This window comes from Janthinobacterium sp. 67, from assembly GCF_002797895.1.
Taxonomy (GTDB): domain Bacteria; phylum Pseudomonadota; class Gammaproteobacteria; order Burkholderiales; family Burkholderiaceae_D; genus Janthinobacterium.
Map to the genome: position 1 here is coordinate 91,681 of NZ_PGES01000002.1, position 20,075 is coordinate 111,755.

18 protein-coding genes are annotated in these 20,075 nt (G+C 51.4%); 8 read left to right on the forward strand and 10 right to left on the reverse strand.

Translation table 11 applies throughout. The features are described from left to right. Positions 1–224: 224 nt before the first annotated feature. Complete coding sequence (locus tag CLU90_RS28295) at positions 225–917, forward strand: IS6 family transposase (RefSeq protein WP_198511364.1); 693 nt, start codon at positions 225–227, stop codon at positions 915–917. 105 nt (positions 918–1,022) lie between these two features. Here the strand turns inward: CLU90_RS28295 and CLU90_RS29780 are convergent, their stop codons facing one another. Further along, complete coding sequence (locus CLU90_RS29780) at positions 1,023–1,154, reverse strand: transposase (RefSeq protein ID WP_162995655.1); 132 nt, start codon at positions 1,152–1,154, stop codon at positions 1,023–1,025. 218 nt (positions 1,155–1,372) lie between these two features. Here CLU90_RS29780 and CLU90_RS28300 point away from each other — a divergent pair, with 218 nt between their 5' ends. The 4 genes from CLU90_RS28300 to CLU90_RS30245 all read left to right on the forward strand — a co-directional run bounded on the left by CLU90_RS28300 (position 1,373) and on the right by CLU90_RS30245 (position 3,008). After that, complete coding sequence (locus CLU90_RS28300) at positions 1,373–1,720, forward strand: CzcE family metal-binding protein (protein WP_071650240.1); 348 nt, start codon at positions 1,373–1,375, stop codon at positions 1,718–1,720. 405 nt (positions 1,721–2,125) lie between these two features. Then, the gene (locus CLU90_RS30240; protein WP_374694340.1) at positions 2,126–2,344 is read left to right on the forward strand and encodes a sulfatase-like hydrolase/transferase; all 219 of its coding nucleotides are present in this window, start codon (positions 2,126–2,128) and stop codon (positions 2,342–2,344) included. Next, positions 2,334–2,639 carry a hypothetical protein gene (locus CLU90_RS28305; RefSeq protein ID WP_100429645.1) on the forward strand — a complete coding sequence of 102 codons (306 nt, stop codon included), beginning with the start codon at positions 2,334–2,336 and terminating at the stop codon, positions 2,637–2,639. The genes CLU90_RS30240 and CLU90_RS28305 overlap by 11 nt, the downstream gene beginning before the upstream one ends. An 18-nt stretch (positions 2,640–2,657) precedes the next feature. Further along, positions 2,658–3,008: a phosphatase PAP2 family protein gene (locus tag CLU90_RS30245; protein WP_374694341.1), complete on the forward strand. Its 351-nt coding sequence runs from the start codon at positions 2,658–2,660 to the stop codon at positions 3,006–3,008. A 73-nt stretch (positions 3,009–3,081) separates the two neighbouring features. Here the strand turns inward: CLU90_RS30245 and CLU90_RS28315 are convergent, their stop codons facing one another. From CLU90_RS28315 to CLU90_RS28350, 8 genes are all read right to left on the reverse strand, one after another. Then, a complete protein-coding gene (locus CLU90_RS28315; RefSeq protein ID WP_100429647.1) occupies positions 3,082–5,184 on the reverse strand; it encodes a heavy metal translocating P-type ATPase in 2,103 nt (700 codons plus the stop codon). A 227-nt stretch (positions 5,185–5,411) separates the two neighbouring features. Then, positions 5,412–5,996 carry an SIS domain-containing protein gene (locus CLU90_RS28320; protein WP_100429648.1) on the reverse strand — a complete coding sequence of 195 codons (585 nt, stop codon included), beginning with the start codon at positions 5,994–5,996 and terminating at the stop codon, positions 5,412–5,414. Positions 5,997–6,124: 128 nt separating this feature from the next. Continuing rightward, the gene (locus tag CLU90_RS28325; protein ID WP_100429649.1) at positions 6,125–6,553 is read right to left on the reverse strand and encodes an MgtC/SapB family protein; all 429 of its coding nucleotides are present in this window, start codon (positions 6,551–6,553) and stop codon (positions 6,125–6,127) included. Between the two features lie 408 nt (positions 6,554–6,961). After that, entirely contained in the window at positions 6,962–7,624 is a 663-nt protein-coding gene (locus tag CLU90_RS28330; protein WP_100429714.1) for a winged helix-turn-helix domain-containing protein, read from the reverse strand. Positions 7,625–8,132: 508 nt separating this feature from the next. Then, positions 8,133–11,318: a CusA/CzcA family heavy metal efflux RND transporter gene (locus tag CLU90_RS28335; RefSeq protein ID WP_100429650.1), complete on the reverse strand. Its 3,186-nt coding sequence runs from the start codon at positions 11,316–11,318 to the stop codon at positions 8,133–8,135. A 14-nt stretch (positions 11,319–11,332) separates the two neighbouring features. Beyond that, positions 11,333–12,853 (reverse strand): efflux RND transporter periplasmic adaptor subunit, encoded by a 1,521-nt coding sequence (locus CLU90_RS28340; RefSeq protein WP_100429651.1) that lies wholly within the window; start codon positions 12,851–12,853, stop codon positions 11,333–11,335. Further along, entirely contained in the window at positions 12,850–14,175 is a 1,326-nt protein-coding gene (locus CLU90_RS28345) for a TolC family protein (protein WP_100429652.1), read from the reverse strand. The genes CLU90_RS28340 and CLU90_RS28345 overlap by 4 nt, the downstream gene beginning before the upstream one ends. A gap of 553 nt (positions 14,176–14,728) precedes the next feature. Next, positions 14,729–15,897, reverse strand: a protein-coding gene (locus CLU90_RS28350) for an IS3 family transposase (RefSeq protein WP_100429255.1) whose coding sequence is annotated in 2 segments (ribosomal slippage) — positions 14,729–15,633 and positions 15,633–15,897 — 1,170 coding nt in all. Because the reading frame shifts where the segments join, the coding sequence is not laid out codon by codon here. 520 nt (positions 15,898–16,417) lie between these two features. On the opposite strand from CLU90_RS28350, the gene CLU90_RS28355 reads away from it, so the two are divergent. Together CLU90_RS28355 and CLU90_RS28360 are read left to right on the forward strand one after the other, a co-directional pair. Next, positions 16,418–17,089: a heavy metal response regulator transcription factor gene (locus CLU90_RS28355; RefSeq protein WP_070223724.1), complete on the forward strand. Its 672-nt coding sequence runs from the start codon at positions 16,418–16,420 to the stop codon at positions 17,087–17,089. Beyond that, positions 17,086–17,925 carry a HAMP domain-containing protein gene (locus tag CLU90_RS28360; RefSeq protein WP_100429653.1) on the forward strand — a complete coding sequence of 280 codons (840 nt, stop codon included), beginning with the start codon at positions 17,086–17,088 and terminating at the stop codon, positions 17,923–17,925. The genes CLU90_RS28355 and CLU90_RS28360 overlap by 4 nt, the downstream gene beginning before the upstream one ends. Positions 17,926–17,955: 30 nt before the next feature. Here CLU90_RS28360 and CLU90_RS28365 read toward each other — a convergent pair. Next, a protein-coding gene (locus tag CLU90_RS28365) for an IS3 family transposase (protein ID WP_100429255.1) occupies positions 17,956–19,124 on the reverse strand; the annotation gives its coding sequence in 2 pieces (ribosomal slippage) (positions 17,956–18,860 and positions 18,860–19,124; 1,170 coding nt in all). Between the two features lie 132 nt (positions 19,125–19,256). Here CLU90_RS28365 and CLU90_RS28370 point away from each other — a divergent pair. Next, a complete protein-coding gene (locus tag CLU90_RS28370) occupies positions 19,257–19,808 on the forward strand; it encodes an ATP-binding protein (RefSeq protein WP_232731420.1) in 552 nt (183 codons plus the stop codon). The last annotated feature ends 267 nt before the right edge of the window (positions 19,809–20,075 follow it).

Sequence of the window (20,075 nt, forward strand, 5' to 3'; positions counted from 1 at the left end):
GGGCTCACCAACATGAGCGCCGCATTGAATGCACCGGGGTCAGGCTGCCAACAATTCACTGGCACAGTAAGGCTGACGGACGTGCGCGTTGATACTGAACAGGTGCCGGTGGCGATCCGGCTTAATGGTGCGAATGGCCATACATGGCACGGGTTCTGTCGCATTAGCATACCGTCGATGGCCGATCAGGTAAGCTACGGCGCCCGAACCTTGGATGAATCGCCATGCTCAACTTCAAAGGGATGCGCTTTCCGATCGATGTGATCCTGGTCTGCATTCGCTGGTACGTAGCATACCCGCTGAGCTACCGGCACCTGGAAGAAATGATGGAAGAGCGCGGCGTATCGGTCGACCATTCGTCGATCAATCGGTGGGCGATTCGTTTCCTGCCTCTCGTCGAGAAGATGGCCCGGAAACACAAGCGCCCGGTCGGTGGCAGCTGGCGAATGGATGAGACGTATATCAAGGTCAAGGGCGTCTGGAAATACCTGTACCGCGCCGTCGACAAGCAGGGCAAAACCGTCGACTTCCTGCTCACGGCCAAACGCGATATGGTCTCAGCGAAGCGCTTCTTCGACAAGGCGATGGGAGCGCACGGCGATCCGGACAAAGTCGCGATGGACAAGAGCGGGGCCAACAAGGCGGCGATCGATGCGATCAACGCCAGCCGTGACGTGCCGATCGTGGTGCGCCAAGTCAAGTACCTCAACAACATCGTCGAACAGGACCATCGCGCCATCAAGCGGGTAACCAGTCCGATGCTCAACTTCAAATCGTTCCGCGCCGCCCACTGCGTGCTCGCCGGCGTTGAGCTCATGCACATGATCCGCAAGGGCCAGTTCGCAATCAACGGAACCGATGCGATGTCGTTCGCCGACCAATTTTATGCGCTGGCAGCACAGGTCCGTCCAGTTTGAGGCACCCCAGTTCCTTTCCTGGAAAATTCCGTCTTCGGATCAACAACGCGACACAACCGCGGCTGCCGGGGGCCACTTTGGGCGACGTGCCGCGCCTTGCCGCACTCACCCAGTTGCCAGCGTGCCCTTTGGAATGGTCAGGCGCAACGCAGCATCTTCCAGCGTCAGGCCTTGTGTCAGGACCAGTTTTACCGCTTCTTCCCGAAGCTCCGGTGTGTAGGTTTGTGAGCGTGTCATAAGTTCTCCAGTTGGTGAAGTTTACCAAACTAGAGTGTCCGAAAAAGTCAGGGTACCTCATTACTCGACGCGGAGAGAGCGGTAAAGATTGGGTAGCTGACGCTTACTGTTGTAATGCAAATGTAATGATTCGGCCATTCCGGTGTGCGATCACTTCTATAAAATGAACTCACCGAATTCGAAGATTCTTTCACCACAACCATGAGGCAGGAGATCAAATGAACTTAATCAAAACCAAAATCATCACCGCGTTTGTGATTGCATCCCTCAGCCCGCTAATTGCCACTGCTCAGTCTCAGAGTAAAGTCATGGCTAAAACCAACCTTGGCAGCACGGTCCAAACCCAAGCAGTAACACGTAGCGTCACAATTTTGCCATCTACAAAATATGTAAATGTCAGGCAGGGAGATGTCGTTACATTCACCTCTGATGGAAAACAGTTTACCTGGCTATTCGATACTCTTCGCCCTACAGATGATTTTGACCTATCCTCCATTGCCCCAGCCGAAATGAAAACGCATGGTGTTCGCGTATATGTGGGATCAAATCCTCTTTATGCCAACTAGCTGATAACTGTTTAACCGGCACATGTCATTTCCTTGCACGTGGCATGTAGCCCGACAGTGTAGCTTGTTACTCGCGTAGCTAAAGCCTGCCAAACAGCCTGCCAAACCGCTACGCGAACCGTAGTTTGCAGCATACATCTACGTGCCAGACTTATACATTACTTGCTATTCCAGAAGCAATGGCTTTGCACAGCCAATTCATTTTTTCTGCAATATCCAGAAATTTGTGCCCCTCCTATCTAAAATTCGAGATAAGAATATACGATGTATACTTCGCGGATATTTTTCTATGCGATGCTGAGAAAAGGTTGATCGAATACAGGCATCCGCCATCGAATTAACTATTATCCACTGATTCATTCTCTTACATATCATTTAAGTTGTTTTTTTGGAACGCCTTTTGTTATATCCCCCATAGAACAGCGCCACGTACCGATGCTTATATGGATGTCAGATCGCTTTCAAGACAGACTGCGACTCAAACGTTCTTGTCTGGACGCGCGACGCGCCTTGCCTTACTCGCACGATAATGTATTCCATTCGATACTGGGATTGCTCGGCGTAAGCACCTCAGTTTACAAGCCAGAGCTTGATATCTTAAACGGATGCACCAATGCAGAGTAAGGCATACTCCAAGGCATTGCTCCTCTTAGCTGTTAGCGCCGGCTTGCTATTATGGATGGGGCAGGCCGCTAATATCGACATGTGGCTAGCAGGACTGAGCTTTGACGCCCAACAGCAGGTTTTTCCGTTGCGAAATCCATGGGTGACCGAACGCCTGTTACACAAATATCTTAAAAATTCACTGATTTTACTGGCTATTGGCTTTGCTATTCTAACCATGATCGGCTGGAAGTATCCGGGAAAGTTTTGGAAACCCAAATTCGACCGCCGCATCCGACTAGTCATTCTATCGTAGATACTGGTTCCTGCGACTATCAGTCTATTGAAGAGGCGTAGCCGGTCGCACTGCCCTTGGGATATTGATCAATTTGGCGGCACCGTGCCTTATTACCGTCTTCTGGAATTTATGCCGGATTTCGTTATAGCCGGAAATTGTTTTCCTGCCGGACACGCTTCAGGCGGCTTATGGCTGATTTCGTTATGTGTTTTTTGGCTACCGGCCGAGCCAAAAAAGGCTATTCTTGCGGGCGTAGCAGGTCTTGCGGTGGGGTTAACCATGGGTATATCACAGCAATTACGCGGGGCCCATTTTCTGAGCCATACGTTATGGTCGATCTGGTTCGCCGCGGCGCTAATCCTTGCTCTTTATTTTGGCTCTGCATAGAGCCAACGAGGGAGGATTTAAGAAAATAAATTTCGGCGCGCTACCGTTCAGCTCTGGAGCGCGCCCTTTCTTTTTACGCGATGGTTTTTGCAGATTTAACATCACCATAAACCAGCAAACGTAATGCATTGATGACAACCAGCAACGTCGATCCTTCATGGAATATGACCGCGGTCCCAATGTTCAAACCCATTATGGTGGCTGGTATCAATACCGCGACGACGCCCAAACTGACCCACAAGTTTTGCTTGATGATACGACTGGTGCTCCTGGACAGTCCTACGGCGAAGGGTAATTGTGCAAGGTCGTCTGCCATCAGTGCAACATCTGCCGTTTCTAGCGCAACGTCCGAACCCGCAGCGCCCATGGCGATTCCCACTGTTGCATTTGCCATAGCTGGTGCATCGTTGACGCCATCGCCAACCATGGCGACTTTGCCGTGCTTATCACGAAGTTCCTTGATCGCTTCGACCTTTTGCTCTGGCATCAGGTCGCCACGCGCCTCAGTTAAGCCTACGCTTTTGGCAACCGCATTGGCAACTTGCTGATTATCGCCTGAAATCATGATCAGGCGATCGATACCCAAACCACGCAGCGCCGCCATGACCTCTCCTGCCACAGGACGAGGCGTATCCATGACGCCCAGTACTCCCAGAAAGCGTTTCCCTTTAAGAACAATCATGGTCGTACGCCCAGCTTCCACTAGTTTCAGATCAGCGTTGAGCACGTCTACCGGCAGGACATTGCCGGCTGTTTCCGAAAAAAAGACCGGCTTGGCAATGTACACGAGTTCTTCACCAACCAGCGCCTGTACTCCGCGACCCGTAATGCTCTTGATATCGGACGCCTGCACTGGTATCACGGAGTTCCCTAGTCGTTCCTTTGCACCGACCACCACGGCAGACGCCAGCGGATGGTCACTATGCTCCTCGATTGCCATAGCTACTGATAACAGTTCCTGTTCGCTCGCCCCGTTAGCCGCAACAGCATCAGTCAGCTTAGGCTTGCCTTCAGTGAGAGTGCCGGTTTTATCAAAAGCAATTGAAGTAAGCGTGCCGAGATTTTCCAGCGGCGCTCCTCCTTTTACCAGCACACCACCCCGCGCCGCCCTTGCAACACCGCTCAATACAGCACTTGGTACGGAGATGGCCAACGCACATGGGCTTGCGGCAACCAGGACAGCCATGGCGCGGTAAAAGCTGTCCGAGAAAGGTTCATCCACCACAACTCCGGCAAACAGCAGAATGGTTACTAGAACAAGAACCGCCGGCACGAAAATACGCTCAAACTTTTCGGTAAAATTCTGCGTCGGTGAGCGCTGCGTTTCTGCATCGGCAACCATCTTGACTACGCGCGCCATCGTCGACTGATCCGCACGCCGGGCCACCATGACCTCGATGACGCCACTACCATTGATGGTGCCTGCGAACACGCGGTTTACAGCTGCGACCTTGTCGAAAGCCTTCACCGCCTCTGCAGGATTAGAAGCGGGTTGCTTGTCGACGGGAACGCTTTCGCCGGTTACTGGCGCCTGGTTCACACTGCTGGTACCCAGGGTCACCACACCGTCAGCAGGAAGGCGTTCGTTCGGTCGGACAATCACGATATCGCCGAGCTGCAGTTGTGACACTGGAAGCTCAATCATGGTCCCATTCCTGCGTACGTTGGCCGTTTCGGGAGCAAGCTTGGCCAATGCCTCGATCGCACGACGGGCACGCCCCATTGCATAATGCTCCAGCGAATGCCCAAGGCTAAACAAAAACAGTAATAGAGCCCCTTCCGCCCATTTTCCCAATGCCGCAGCACCCACGGCAGCGACCAGCATCAGAGTGTCAATTTCGAAACGACGCGCACGGATATTCTCGATCGCTTCCTTGGCGGTAAAAAATCCGCCGAAAAAATACGCTGCAACAAATGATGCAGTAGGCAACCAGCTTGGGCCGAACGAGAATTTTTCGATCCCCCATCCTGCCAGCAGCAAGACGCCAGATAAACCGGCAAAAATGAGTTCCGCATTTTCACCCAAAGCACCACCATGCGCATGGTCGTGGCCAGCATGTTCATCCTTAGGGCGGTGATCAGATGCCACCTGCCCAGGATGGTCGTGGGCTTGCGCAGCCTTGTCAGGCTGTTTATCTTCCGGTCCGCCTTCAACGGGATGTTTAGTTGCATTCATGGATTAATTCTTTCATGTCAAAGGAATAATGGAGCTTGCGCTGTGGAACGTCGGTCGTACTTAACATTTTCCGATACCGCATCTTTCGCGCAGCTATTGGAACAGTGTCTTTAAGAACCATCCCTAACGATGGGAAGTAAAAAAACAGTACAAACCAAAGACAAGTTTTATCTCATCAGGTAAAAATTCTCTGCATTCCAGTGAGACCGGATTTTCACATAAATGTACTAGTAGTTTTCAGGAAAGCGCGAACGCTCTACCAATTCGATCAGTATGTGAATAATTTTAATATGCATCTCTTGCACGCGGTCTGCATATTGGCCAGCTGGTGCACAAATACAAACATCGCATAGTGGCTCAAATTCCGAACCCGCCTTGCCTGTCAATCCAATTACCTTCATTCCGAGATTGCGCGCGCTGGTAACAGCCATAATGATCGACGGACTTTTCCCGCTCGTACTAATGGCTAACAACACATCGCCTTTACGACCATGCGCTTCCAGATAGCGAGAAAATACCTGGTCATATCCGAAATCGTTTGCAACACACGACATATGGCTTGGGTCACTGATCGCTGTTGCTGGCAGACCAGATCGATCATTACGGAAACGCCCAGTAAACTCTTCTGCAAAATGCATCGCGTCGCACATGGACCCTCCGTTACCACATGTGAATATCCTTCCTTCACCATTAAAGGCAGCCAGCAAGACATTTGCTGCACGCTCTACCCGCTGCAGCCCAGCTTCGTCGGCTAGAAATGTATCGAGGGCCTGCTTAGCATCGGTCAAACTTGCTTTGATGTGTTCCAACATAGTTTACTCCGAAATATATTTTAAAATATCTTCCTATTGATAATAATTTTAAATTTCATTAATTTTAACAAATAATTATACATAAAACTTCAAAAGAAATATTCGTAATGATGGGCATTCATGATCATTCATGTATTTAATTTTCTGAGACGTAGTGTCAAAAAAGTTACAAAACTCAATACCACGGCGATATCGTACAAAGCAAATCCCACTGCAGCGCCAATTGCGCCAGTCACCCACACTGTCGATGCCGTGGTATTTCCGCGCATCTCGCTGCTACTCTTGAAGATAGTACCGGTACCAATAAATCCAATCCCCACGATCAAACCGTATAGAACCTGCGCTAACTGTGGTGAATTTTCACCGAACGCACCGATTCCAATTAAAATAAAACCGCAGCTGGCCATTGCAACTATAGGAAATGTCCGCAAACCTGCGCCACCATTTGTTGCTGACTCTCTGTCCCAGCCAATTGGCAATGCCAAAGCATAGGCGATCAACATATCAATAATGTGAGAAGCGACTTCAATCCAGCTCATTGCTTGAAAGCGAAGCATCAAAATATAACCTTCCTCTAATTTATTAAAATTTGGGAATTCACAATGGTTTTAATGGCGTCGCCGTTTTCGCTTGCGTGGATGTCGAATCGGTAGAAGAATTTCTTTCTTTACCAACTTTCTTCTACGACTCGACAGCCGCATCCATAACACGAATCCCATGAGCAGCAAGAATGTCAGAACGGATGTACCCAAAACTGTCCAAGTGACGTCCAGATGAAAATCAGGCATCTCTGTCAGATTGCGGGCTCCCACGCTTTCAAGTGGTTTGTTTTCTACTATCGGAGAATTTTTAATCGCATCATTCATTTCAAATCTCAATTAATATGTGAGATGTATATTAAAATTAATATGGCTTTTTAATTTTTATATTTTGTATTTAGAACGCAGTCAACGCCAAATGAATTTTCAGCACGGATTAGCCATTAAATATCCTTGGCCATAGGCGGTAGTAATAATGCCCGCACCCAGTTTGCGTCGGACCTGACAAATATGCACGGCTAGCGTATTGCTTTCAATCGTAGCCGCTCCGTCATACATCATTGCTTCCAGATGCTCATGTCCAACAACATGTCCCTTTCCCTGCATAAGGGTCAGCAGGATCCGGTATTCGTGATCGCTAAGCCGGACTGGCTTACCAGCACGCGTTACACTACGCTTTACGACGTCAATTTCAATATCGCCCCAAGTTATTAAAGGCACCATACGGCCCTCACTTCTTCGGGTTACTGCGCGTACACGCGCCCACAGCTCATCAAATTCAAATGGTTTCAGCAAATAATCGTCTGCACCAGCATCAATCCAGGTTATACGCTCACTCACCTTACAGGATTCGGCTGTTATGAGTACTGGTGTCACATCATATTGTGCACGCATATTTCGAAGGAGGTTCAACCCGAATTTCGAAGATAGATCATTATCGATTAGGACAATAGAGTAACTCGTCTCAAGCAAGGCCAATCTTGCTGCGATAAGGTCTTTTACATGATTGATATTCCAGCCATTTTTCAAGGCGCTATCAAATACCTTGTCGGCAAATGAGATATCACTTCCCAGCAATAATATACGCATGACTCCCCCCATCTTTACCAAAAAATTATTTTATTTGATTGTGAAATATTTTATTTCTATAAAATATTTGTGATTAACCAATTTAAATCCGGCAACCAATAGGACACAGAATCAAAAAAAACAAAAATCAACAATAAAACGAGTGCCAATATCAACAATTTTTCACCGATATATTTTATAAATTCTCTTTCATTTTCCATTGGTACACCAACTCTTTCCCTATACATCATATCAATGCATAATTAAATCGTAATATTTTTTGAAAAAATTCAATTACTGACAACCTTCTGATCGCGCGAACCAAGAAGAAATTCTAAAAATGTTAATTAAAAATTTTCATTTTTAATAAAATAAATAATAATTACATTAAGTATTATCGAAATCATACTTTTCTACTGTGCCTATGGCGGTGTTGTGATTTCTGACCACGTCTATGTCGCTCTTTTTCCGCCCAAGCGATGCCATGCTTGGGCGGTTTGTTATCAGTTGTCGTTAATCAATATGAGGATCAAGCAGGAAGTTGATCTTTTTCCTGGGCAGTACCGGATTCAGCATCCTCATCCTTGCCATGTGCTAAGCGATAAAGCAGCGGAAGGACCAGTAGCGTTAGCAGCGTCGATGAAATAATTCCCCCGATAACGACTGTCGCAAGTGGCTGTTGTACTTCCGCACCTGTGCCGGTCGCAATCGCCATCGGAATAAATCCCAGCGATGCCACTAATGCAGTCATCAAGACTGGTCGCAAACGAGTCAGCGCACCCGTCGTGATTGCCTGATCTAAGGACATGCCCTCATCGCGAAGTGTCCGGATAAAGGAGATCATCACTAAACCGTTCAGCACGGCCACACCAGACAAGGCGATAAAACCGACTGCAGCGGAAATCGAGAGCGGAATATCGCGCAGCCAAAGCGCCAGAATGCCGCCTGTCAGCGCAAACGGAATGCCTGTGAACACAATCAAGCCGTCCTTGGCGTTATTGAACATCACGAATAGCAAGGTAAACACGAGGAATAATGCGAGTGGCACGACCAGTTGCAGTCGCTGGGTTGCTGACTGCAGTTGTTCAAAAGTCCCGCCCCAGATCATCCAGTAACCAGGTGGTATTTTGACTTCCTTCTGAATCAGTTTTTCCGCTTCGGGAACGAAGGTACCAATATCGCGCCCACGCACATTCGCGCTCACCACGATGCGTCGCTTGCCATCCTCCCGGCTGATCTGATTAGGACCTGGTGCAAAATCGAGGGTGGCTACTTCGGAGAGAGGTATGAAACTAACTTCCCCGGCCGCACCGTTCGTTCCCGAAGAACGTGCCAAAGGAATAGGCAGGCGCTTGAGTGCCTCCAAGTCAGTTCTCAGATCTTCCGGAAGCCGCACGATGATGTCGAAACGGCGGTCACCCTCAAACACGGTGCCGGCATTTCTTCCGCCTGTAGCAATCGCCAACGCTTCTTGAACCGCGCCGACATTGAGGCCATAGCGAGCAGTCTTCTCCCGATCGATATTGACAGTGAGCATTGGCAGGCCTGAAGTCTGTTCGGTCTTGACCTCCGCCGCGCCGGGGATGCGAGAAAGTACACCAGCGATCTGCGCCGCTGTCGCATTCAGAACGTCCATATCGTCGCCAAATATCTTGACGGCGACATCGCTACGCACCCCAGAAATGAGTTCATTGAAGCGCAACTGAATGGGCTGTGAGAACTCATAACTGTTGCCGGCGTAAGTGGCTGCCTCCGCTTGTACGGCCGCTAGTACTTGCGCGCGGGTTTTTTTCGGACTCGGCCAGTCTTTTTCAGGCTTAAGCATCACATAGCCGTCTGAAATATTCGGCGGCATCGGGTCAGAAGCAATTTCCGCAGTACCTGTACGCGCGAAGACCCGCTCAATTTCCGGAAACTTGGCCTTCAGACCAGCTTCGAGCTGTTTCTGCATTTCGATCGACTGGGTCAGGCTAGTCCCGGGGATGCGCAACGACTGAATCGCAAAATCGCCTTCGTTCAGATTGGGAATGAACTCGCTCCCCATCCGACTTGCGACAGCACCCGACAGTACGATAAGCACGACTGCAGAGGTTACCACGATAGCTTTATTGAGCAACGCCTTGGCCAGCAAAGGCGTGTATAAGCGCTTGGCGAACTCCATTACGCGATTTTCTTTTTCAGCAACATTCTTGCCGATAAACAGTGCGATAGCGGCCGGGATGAAAGTGAGCGACAGAATCATCGCGCCGACAAGTGCCGCGACAACGGTAAATGCCATTGGATGGAACATTTTTCCTTCCACACCGGTCAGGGCGAAGATAGGAATATAGACGATCATGATGATGAGCTGACCGAACAACAATGGGCGACGTGCCTCTTTTGCCGCAGCAAATACCTCATGAAAACGTTCCGCGCGAGTCAATGTGCGTTGATGATGCGCTTGCGCATGAGCCAGACGGCGTACGCAGTTTTCTACAATGACAACGGCTCCGTCGACGATGATGCCGAAGTCAAGGGCGCCGAGACTCATCAGGTTCGCGCTGACCTTATAAGTTACCATCCCCGTGAACGTAAACAGCATGGCCAGCGGAATGACCATCGCGGTGATCAGAGCAGCTCGTATGTTACCAAGGAATAGGAACAGTACGACGATGACCAGTACCGCGCCTTCCATCAGATTTTTCTTAACGGTATTGATTGCCTTGTCAACCAGCACGGTCCTGTCATAAACAGTGACGGCTTTGACACCAGCGGGCAAAGTGCGGTTAATCTCCGCCATTTTTTTGTCTACCGCTTGCGAGACGATCCGACTGTTTTGTCCAATCAGCATGAAGACAGTACCCAACACAACCTCGCGGCCGTTATCGGTCGCCGCACCGGTACGCAGTTCACGCCCGAGTTCGACTTCGGCCACATCACGAATGCGAATCGGTACCCCTTGAACGGTATTGAGAATAATATTTCTCATATCCTCCAGCGACTTTACCTGGCCAGGAGCGCGGATCAGAAACTGTTCACCACGTTTTTCAATATAACCGGCACCGACATTGTTGTTGTTCGCGTCCAGCGCAGTGACGATGTCCTGAAACGTCAGGCCATACGATGACAGCTTTGTCGGGTTCGGTGTAACGTGATATTCCTTTGCAAAGCCACCTATGGAGTTGATTTCCGTAACCCCAGTCACGTTGCGCAATTGCGGCTTGATGATCCAGTCCTGGATTTCACGCAGATCCGTCGGCGTGTAAGGCTGGCCATCGGCCTTCTTTGCGTTCGGCTCACTCTCAACTGTCCAGAGATAAATTTCGCCCAAACCCGTTGAAATTGGACCGAGTACCGGAGAAACGCCTTCAGGCAGGCGTTCTTTCGCTTCCTGCAATCGTTGGTTGACCAGTTGCCTGGCGAAGTAAATATCCGTTCCATCTTTAAAGATGACGGTAATCTGCGACAAGCCATAACGCGACAATGAGCGCGTCTGCTCCAGACTTGGCAAGCCGGCCATCACTGTTTCGATCGGAAAAGTAACACGTTGTTCAACTTCCAGCGGCGAATATCCTGGTGCTGAGGTATTAATCTGAACCTGGACATTGGTAATATCGGGTACGGCATCAATTGGCAGCTTTTGGTAGCTGAAGATACCAATACCCATCATGGCAATAACACCGAGTATCACCAACCATCGATGCTCGATGGAAAAGCGGATTATGCGTTCAAACATTTGATTTCTCCGGCTTAATGTGCATGTTCGGCGCTGTCTTTGCCCTGCTCCGCCTTGAGGACGAAGCTACCTTTTGCCGCATACGTAGTACCAGCAGCAAGACCCTTTACGATCTCGGTGTATTTCCCATCGCTGCGGCCGGTCTCCACTGGCTGAGCGAAAAAGCCGCCATCGATGCGGATATACACGGCTGGACTACCTTCGACCGTCTGGATTGCATCGCTGGCCACCGCAACAGGTACTTCGCGCTCATCGGAGGTCATGTCGACATTGACGAACAGGCCCGGGCGCCAGGCCAGTTTCGGGTTGGCCAGGGTGACTCGGGCTTTAGCCGTGCGTGTCTGTTCTCCAAGCAGCGAACCGACATAGGAAACGACACCAGATGCCTCGGAATCCATCGTGGTTGCCTTGACGAGTGCTTTCGTACCAACGCGCACAGTGCCGAGATCCTTGGCGGGAACGATGATTTCTGCCCATACCGTTGACAGATCCGCAATCGTGAATACGTTCACATCGGCGGCCACAGATTCGCCTAAAGTAATGTGCTTTTCGATGATTGCACCATCGAATGGCGCACGCAGTTCAAAGCGGTTCAATGCACCGGAACTAGCACCAGAGGCACCAATGGCGGCGATTTTTTGAGAAGCGTTCTGAGCAGCTATTTCCGCTTCGCGCAGCCCCTGCTGGGCTTGCAAATAATCCTGCTCTGCGGAAATTTTGTCTTCCCACAATTTTTTCTCACGGTCGTAGGTCAATTTCGCCATCGCCAGGCGCTTTTGCGCACCAAGCGATTCGCTGCGCATTTCAGACAAAACGGTGCTGGCGATGATTGCTAGAACTTGTCCTTTCTTTACCTGCTGACCAAGGTCGACGGCCACACTTTCAACTACACCTTGCAAACGGGGCACGATGTGTGCAGTACGGTCTTCGTTGAAGCGCACTTCGCCAGCTAGTTGAAAGGCACTATTAATACTCGCCGTACCGGATTTTGCTACCATCACCCCAGCAGTCTTGATTTGAGCATCAGTCAACTCAATTTTGCCTTCCTCGCTTTGCAACTTGATCGGGATCGTGACGCCGCCCTTACGGACAGTAATGAGAGCATCAAAAATATGCGGTTCGGCAATGCTCTCTTTGGCCAGCAAACTATCTTTGTCGACTGCGAATTCAAAGTTCATCACCTGGCCGTCAGCGCGTTTGATTTGCTCGGTCGCAGTGGCGGTAGTCGGCGCGACGGGTTTGCCATTTTCGTAGAGCCATAAGCGATGGCGAGCTTCTCCCTTCTCTTCTGCAAGGATGACTTCAACGGTAGTCGCCCCTTGGACAAACAATTTTCCGCCATGGCTGCCTTTGCCGGCGCCTCCTCCAACGCCTTTCTCTTTTTCATCTGCCTTGGCGGTAGTTTCAGTGTCCGTCCCTTCCGGGGCGCCGCCGGATTTACCAGTAAATAAAATGGCGGCCAACAGCACAGCGCCGATTGCTACGATCGCCATCATCGCGCGCAGCGATTTCTTTTCAATGTTCGGTGTTTTCATTTTGTTTCCTGATATGAGATCGCAGGTGCAATCAAAGTGCCATTCGATTCAACGCGTCCGATAATGCGATCGATGTCGGCGGCGGAGCGATGTGATTCAGCGAGCGCGCGTACATATTGAGTTTTTGCCTGGAAAAGTGTGCGCTGTGCATCAAGGACATCCAGGAAGCTAAATTTTCCGAGTTCAAACCCTTTTGAAGCTGCCTCATATGCACTCAGCGCTCCTGGCAGAATGTCGGTCCGCAAAATTGTCAATTCGGACTGCGCAACACTGAGGCGTGCAGTTGCCTCAGCAACTTCCGCTGACAATCTGTTCTCTACTGCCTTCAGCTCATCTCTGGCTTTGTCTGCTCGGCGCAAGGCTGCGAGGACGTTGCCTTGATTACGATCGAAAAGTGGCAACGGAATCGATAGCCCCAAGATGGTGCGACGCGGCCCGACTTGACCAAGTTGTTCGTCACGCTGGGTTCCAACGATGAGATTTACATCAGGAATCCTGCGGCTGCGTTCTACCTTAGTCAACGCCTCTTGGCGATCAACTTCCAGACGTGCCCGGAGAGTCTGTGGGGCTGTCGGAAGGCGATTATTCAATTCATTAGAGGTAGGGACAGCCTGTGCTGGCATTTCAAGTGCGACAACGGAATCAAACTGGGGTGTCTGGCTTCCCCAAGTTGCAGCGAGACGCCGTTTGGACAGCGTCAGATCATTGGCAGCCTGATTGAGTTCAATCTTGCTGCTTGCTTCCGCCACACGAGCCCGGGTTTGCTCTACCGGAGACACCTTGCCTGCCATCACACGCCGCGCCGCTGCATCGCTGACGCGCTGCGCAAGTTGCTGTGATGCAAGCGCAAGTTGATAGCCCTCTTGAGCCGCTACGACGTCGAAAAAAGCAGTCACGACGTCAGCGCGCAACGAGGTACGGTACCCGGCCAGATCGGCAGAGGCAATATCTCCTCCGAGGCTCGCTGCCGCCATGCGGGCAGCACGTTTGCCACCCAGCTCCAACGGTTGACTGAATTGTATAGTTCGTGTCCTCTGTTCTTTTTTAAGACCCTCCGAAACAAAGGAAAGCTCAGGGTTAGGTCGGGTACCCGCCTGGATCAATTCGCCAGCGGCGATATCAATATCACGCATGGCTGTCCGGAGCCCAGGGTTGCCCTCAAAGGCGAGTTTGATTGCTTCTGCCAATGTCAATGCAGAAGCGCCTTTATGAGCAGCCGCTGGGGCTGCCGTTGCAACTGACGGTACTTCCGTCTGTGCAGCCGCTTGCAGCGGAAATGCGAGTACGATCGCAAGCACAAGCGGCAAAAATGATGGTCGCATAGAATTCTCCAAAAAATAAAATGGGAAGAATCCGGCGACGACACGCTCACCTGTAGTGGTGATCTACAAATACGAAGATGTATATGAGTCTATGTCGCCGGACTAGGCGGCAACATGCCACTGAGGGCGCTCAGGTAAGTCAGGATAGGGAGGGGGTAGTGCTCGAACTAATAACGGCGAGGAATGAATTGCCGTCAACGGCTCCTCGAAATTGGAAGCCCAAGTGATCATGCCTACCAAGCCATGCGAGCACGATGGGCAGTCAAGATGAACAGCCGATTTCTTTGAACTGGAAGAGGAAGAACCACAACAAGTATCTTTGGATGTTTTGTGTTCGTGCTGGTGATGCCCAAAATGCAAACTTGCTTTACCGGTCTCATGCAAGCAATATGCGCTCGCAATTCCCCAACTCATCTGGAGAGCGAAAGCGACAGCAAGAATATAGAGGAAGCGTTTGAGCATGACTGATTATAACTGGATATTACTTGGGATGTGATACATGCTAAACGCCAGATCAGCATGAGGTGTACTGTCAATAGCGGACACTCTTGTTTCAAGCCACCCGCGGCTGTTTGCTGAATTTTTCAGCGAACAACGCGGGCGGAACATTGCCAAGGCGCGAATGGCGTCGCTGGCGGTTGTAAAAGCTTTCGATATATTCCTGTATTGCGGCTTTCGCGTCGGCCCGGGTCGCGTAACGTTGATGGTGCACCAGCTCGTTTTTCAGGCTGCCCCAGAAGCTTTCCATGGGCGCGTTGTCATAGCAGTTTCCTCGGCGCGACATGGACGGCTTCATGCCGAACTGCGTCACCAGTTTCTGATAGTCGTGGGCGCAATACTGACTGCCACGGTCGGAGTGGTGAATCAAGCCCGGCGCGGGGCGTTTGTTGCGCACGGCCTTCCACAGTGCTGTTGCCGTCAGCGTTTGCGTCATGCGCTCGTCCATCGCGTAGCCCACCAGCTCGCAGGTGAACACGTCCTTGATACCGGCCAGGTAAAGCCAGCCCTCGCCGGTCGCCACATAGGTGATGTCGGTCACCCAGGCTTCGTTCGGCCGGGTCGGCGCGAAAGTCTGATTGAGCAGGTTGTCGGCCACCGGCAGGTCATGATTCGAGTTCGTGGTGGCCTTGAACTTGCGCTTTTGCTTGCAGCGCAGGGCGAGCTCGCGACGCAGACGGACGATACGATCACGGCCGGCCGGAAAGCCTTGCGCCGTCAGTTCCGGCTGCATGCGCAACGGGCCATAAGTCTGCCGGCTCTGCGCGTGCACGGCCTCGATGGCGACCTTCAGGCGTGCGTCGTCCTGCGCCCGCTGCGACGGTTTGCCGTTCGCCCAAGCGTAGAAACCGCTGCGCGAGACGCTAAAGACGCGGCACATGATGGTGACAGGAAATTCGAGTCGCAAGGTCTTCATGACCGCGTACTTGGCAGCGACTCCCGCGCAAAGTACGCTGCCGCTTTTTTTACGATATCGCGCTCCATGCGTGCCTCGGCAAGCTCTTTGCGCAGCTTGGTTACCTCAGCCTCAAGCTCCGGCACGGAGCGGCTACCAGGGGCTACTTTGGGCGACGTGCCGCGCCTTGCCGCACTGACCCAGTTCGCTAGCGTGCCCTTGGGAATGGTGAGACGCAACGCGGCGTCTTCCAGCGTCAGGCCTTGTGTCAGGACCAGTTTTACCGCTTCTTCCCGAAGCTCCGGTGTGTATGTTGTTGAGCGTGTCATAAGTTCTCCAGTTGGTGAAGTTTACCAAACTAGAGTGTCCGAAAAAGTCAGGGTACCTCAGCAAGCTGTTGCTACATAACTAAACCATTTAATTTGCCTTTAAGATAATATTTATTGGGTGAGGAGGCACGTTCTAACAACAGCTTTATCGATTCTTCCTGACTCGCATCCATGTCAGCAACCAAAAGCCTGAACACTGTCTTTTTCCTTGTTTTCATAGGCCCGCCGTGCAAATATCGTACATTCGAATGCATCATTTTCCATAATGCAGGATTTTCTCTACCAACCCGAACGGCCGAAGGGACATCGTCGAGGAAGGCTTGCAAGTGCCAGCAAGGCCATCAATACTTATCTGATTTTTGGCTCTAATAGGTTCGAAAACACGTTGATTCTGACAAAAATGTAATGTTGGCGTCAGACGGTTGTCACTTGGTCGAAGTAGACTCAACGCAAAAACGCTGACCAGAAGTCCCATATGCTGTCAGATGTCAATAATTAGCTTGCTCAGTGGAACAACAACATGCGTCTATTAGTGGTGGAAGATGAACAAAAGGCAGGCGAATATATTCGCAAGGGTCTCACCGAGTCAGGTTTTATAGTCGATCTCGCCACCACCGGCCCAGACGGGCTTCATGCTGCGACCGTGTCACAGTATGATCTGATCGTCCTTGACGTCATGCTTCCTGGCCTTGATGGCTGGCAGGTGATATCGGAGTTGCGCAAAACCATTGATACGCCGGTACTTTTTCTGACTGCGCGGGATGGCTTGGATGACCGCGTTAAGGGACTTGAACTCGGCGCGGATGACTACCTGGTAAAACCATTTGCTTTTGTAGAGCTTCTTGTGCGCATCCGCACACTGCTTCGGCGAGGTCCAACTAGGGAACCAGATCTCTTACACGTCGCCGATCTGGAGCTAGACGCTCCCAAGCGGCGAGTCATTCGGGCTGGGATCCGCATCGATTTGACTGCAAAGGAGTTTGCCCTCTTGCATTTGCTGCTGAAGCGCGTCGGTCAAGTTTTGTCGCGGCCACTGATTGCCTCTCAAGTCTGGGACATGAATTTCGACAGTGATACCAATGTTGTCGATGTTGCGATACGTCGCCTGCGGGCGAAAATTGATGATCCGTTTGAAGTTAAGCTTATCCATACAATCCGCAGTATGGGTTATGTTTTGGAAGACCGGCGGTGAGGGTCAGCAACTGGTCTCTCACCGCGCAGTTGGGAGCACTCTTTGCCTTTATTTCAGTGTTTGTGTTTTCCGTGCTTGGCATTTACCTTTATCAGGCGCTGGCAAGCCAACTCCAGGAACGGGACGATACCAACCTCGTGGAGTGCATTCTATTCATCAGACACGTTTTAGAGGAAACGGCTGATGTCGACTCGATCCGCCTGCATCCTCATCGTTTTTTGGAGGCAGTTAACATTCACGGAGAGTTTTCGTTGCTGATACAAGCTAAGAATAGGGAGATCTTGGTGCGTAATAATGTCCAGTACTCGTTCACGGATGCCGCCGCACCGATACCTGCAGCTGTGATACCTGAACCATCGCATGTTCGCAATGCCGTACAGCGCAACGAGCAAAATTTGCGAGTCATCCGTGCACTGGGTTCTGTTGGCGCCACCGGTACGGAAGTCACCATCACGCTTGCCCGCAGTAGCAATGGCCTTGCTGCGGTCTTAGCTACTTATAGATTGAAAGTTGTTATTGCAGGACTCATCGGCGCAGTGCTGACAGCGCTACTGGGCTTTATTGTCGTTCGTTGTGGCTTGGGGAAAGTGAAGTTATTTGCAGGTCAAGCACAACAGATTACGGCGCATAACCTTGAAATACGATTGGATGCACAATCGGCACCTGCTGAGCTAAGGGTTCTGGCCGATTCGTTTAACGAGGTGCTTAACCGCCTGCAAAGCAGTCTCAATAATCTGTCCGAATTTGCTGGCGACCTTGCTCATGATTTACGCACGCCGCTGAACAACCTGATGGTTCAGACCGAAGTCGTGTTATCTCAACCTAGAGAAACCTGAGGTGTACTGTCAATAGCGGACACTCTTGTTTCAAGCCACCCGCGGCTGTTTGCTGAATTTTTCAGCGAACAACGCGGGCGGAACATTGCCAAGGCGCGAATGGCGTCGCTGGCGGTTGTAAAAGCTTTCGATATATTCCTGTATTGCGGCTTTCGCGTCGGCCCGGGTCGCGTAACGTTGATGGTGCACCAGCTCGTTTTTCAGGCTGCCCCAGAAGCTTTCCATGGGCGCGTTGTCATAGCAGTTTCCTCGGCGCGACATGGACGGCTTCATGCCGAACTGCGTCACCAGTTTCTGATAGTCGTGGGCGCAATACTGACTGCCACGGTCGGAGTGGTGAATCAAGCCCGGCGCGGGGCGTTTGTTGCGCACGGCCTTCCACAGTGCTGTTGCCGTCAGCGTTTGCGTCATGCGCTCGTCCATCGCGTAGCCCACCAGCTCGCAGGTGAACACGTCCTTGATACCGGCCAGGTAAAGCCAGCCCTCGCCGGTCGCCACATAGGTGATGTCGGTCACCCAGGCTTCGTTCGGCCGGGTCGGCGCGAAAGTCTGATTGAGCAGGTTGTCGGCCACCGGCAGGTCATGATTCGAGTTCGTGGTGGCCTTGAACTTGCGCTTTTGCTTGCAGCGCAGGGCGAGCTCGCGACGCAGACGGACGATACGATCACGGCCGGCCGGAAAGCCTTGCGCCGTCAGTTCCGGCTGCATGCGCAACGGGCCATAAGTCTGCCGGCTCTGCGCGTGCACGGCCTCGATGGCGACCTTCAGGCGTGCGTCGTCCTGCGCCCGCTGCGACGGTTTGCCGTTCGCCCAAGCGTAGAAACCGCTGCGCGAGACGCTAAAGACGCGGCACATGATGGTGACAGGAAATTCGAGTCGCAAGGTCTTCATGACCGCGTACTTGGCAGCGACTCCCGCGCAAAGTACGCTGCCGCTTTTTTTACGATATCGCGCTCCATGCGTGCCTCGGCAAGCTCTTTGCGCAGCTTGGTTACCTCAGCCTCAAGCTCCGGCACGGAGCGGCTACCAGGGGCTACTTTGGGCGACGTGCCGCGCCTTGCCGCACTGACCCAGTTCGCTAGCGTGCCCTTGGGAATGGTGAGACGCAACGCGGCGTCTTCCAGCGTCAGGCCTTGTGTCAGGACCAGTTTTACCGCTTCTTCCCGAAGCTCCGGTGTGTATGTTGTTGAGCGTGTCATAAGTTCTCCAGTTGGTGAAGTTTACCAAACTAGAGTGTCCGAAAAAGTCAGGGTACCTCAACCGAGGAATATCAAAACCTGCTTTCATCTAACTATGAAGAATTTGGGCGGCTAGCGAGAATGGTGGAAAGCATGTTGTTCTTGGCTCGTGCAGATCACGATCAGGTTGCACTATCGACGGAACAACTGGACGCTCACGGCGAGCTCACGCGCATTACCGAGTACTTCGAAGGCCCCGCCTCCGAGGCTGGGGTTCTCCTTTTGCTGATTGCCACCGGCACGGTGCATGCCGACGCACACCTGCTGCGCCGCGCAGTAAGCAATCTGGTCTCCAACGCTATTCGTTACACGACAAGAGGCAACACCATCGTGTTGCGTACGGTGGCTGATCAAGATGGTGTGCACCTATCGGTTTCCAACACTGGCCCAAGTATTGTCGCGGAAGATTTGCCGCGCCTGTTCGACCGTTTTTACCGATCGGACAAATCAAGATCGATCATTTCTGCATCAGCCGGATTAGGACTGGCCATCGTCAAGTCGATCATGTCCTTGCATCACGGAAGTGCTCAAGTTCAGAGCGAACAGGATGGTGTAACGACATTTACTTTATTTTTTCCAAGTGCCTCAGCGTCTGTACCTAGCGGCAATTGTCGGCAGCGACAAACGGGCAAGACTTTCTCCTGAGTGGCAGGCTACGTCGGAATAGAAACTTCAACGAGATATTAAAAAGTTTAATGGGATATTAGGTCGTTTTAATAAAAACTTGTATAAACAGCTGAGTGTTTCCGTGACAGTGGCAGCGTGGCGTGATTTGTAACATCGGTTCATTTTTTTGATTAACAAAGAAAAAAGTGCCAAACACTCGCTCGTTGACTTTTCAACCCCCTCGATCACCTTGCTGATGTTGCAAAAGCGTAAAAAGTTGCCGAGGTCCGTCTTTGTGGCCAATGC

Excerpts from the sequence above, each read along its gene's own strand:
- CLU90_RS28320 (WP_100429648.1), bottom strand. The coding sequence starts at position 5,996 with ATGTTGGAACACATCAAAGCAAGTTTGACCGATGCTAAGCAGGCCCTC.
- CLU90_RS28335 (WP_100429650.1), bottom strand. The coding sequence starts at position 11,318 with ATGTTTGAACGCATAATCCGCTTTTCCATCGAGCATCGATGGTTGGTG.
- CLU90_RS28345 (WP_100429652.1), bottom strand. The coding sequence starts at position 14,175 with ATGCGACCATCATTTTTGCCGCTTGTGCTTGCGATCGTACTCGCATTT.
- CLU90_RS28330 (WP_100429714.1), bottom strand. The coding sequence starts at position 7,624 with ATGCGTATATTATTGCTGGGAAGTGATATCTCATTTGCCGACAAGGTA.
- CLU90_RS28370 (WP_232731420.1), top strand. The coding sequence starts at position 19,257 with ATGTTGTTCTTGGCTCGTGCAGATCACGATCAGGTTGCACTATCGACG.
- CLU90_RS28305 (WP_100429645.1), top strand. The coding sequence starts at position 2,334 with ATGCAGAGTAAGGCATACTCCAAGGCATTGCTCCTCTTAGCTGTTAGC.
- CLU90_RS28340 (WP_100429651.1), bottom strand. The coding sequence starts at position 12,853 with ATGAAAACACCGAACATTGAAAAGAAATCGCTGCGCGCGATGATGGCG.
- CLU90_RS28325 (WP_100429649.1), bottom strand. The coding sequence starts at position 6,553 with ATGCTTCGCTTTCAAGCAATGAGCTGGATTGAAGTCGCTTCTCACATT.
- CLU90_RS28295 (WP_198511364.1), top strand. The coding sequence starts at position 225 with ATGCTCAACTTCAAAGGGATGCGCTTTCCGATCGATGTGATCCTGGTC.
- CLU90_RS29780 (WP_162995655.1), bottom strand. The coding sequence starts at position 1,154 with ATGACACGCTCACAAACCTACACACCGGAGCTTCGGGAAGAAGCGGTA.
- CLU90_RS28315 (WP_100429647.1), bottom strand. The coding sequence starts at position 5,184 with ATGAATGCAACTAAACATCCCGTTGAAGGCGGACCGGAAGATAAACAG.
- CLU90_RS28300 (WP_071650240.1), top strand. The coding sequence starts at position 1,373 with ATGAACTTAATCAAAACCAAAATCATCACCGCGTTTGTGATTGCATCC.
- CLU90_RS28355 (WP_070223724.1), top strand. The coding sequence starts at position 16,418 with ATGCGTCTATTAGTGGTGGAAGATGAACAAAAGGCAGGCGAATATATT.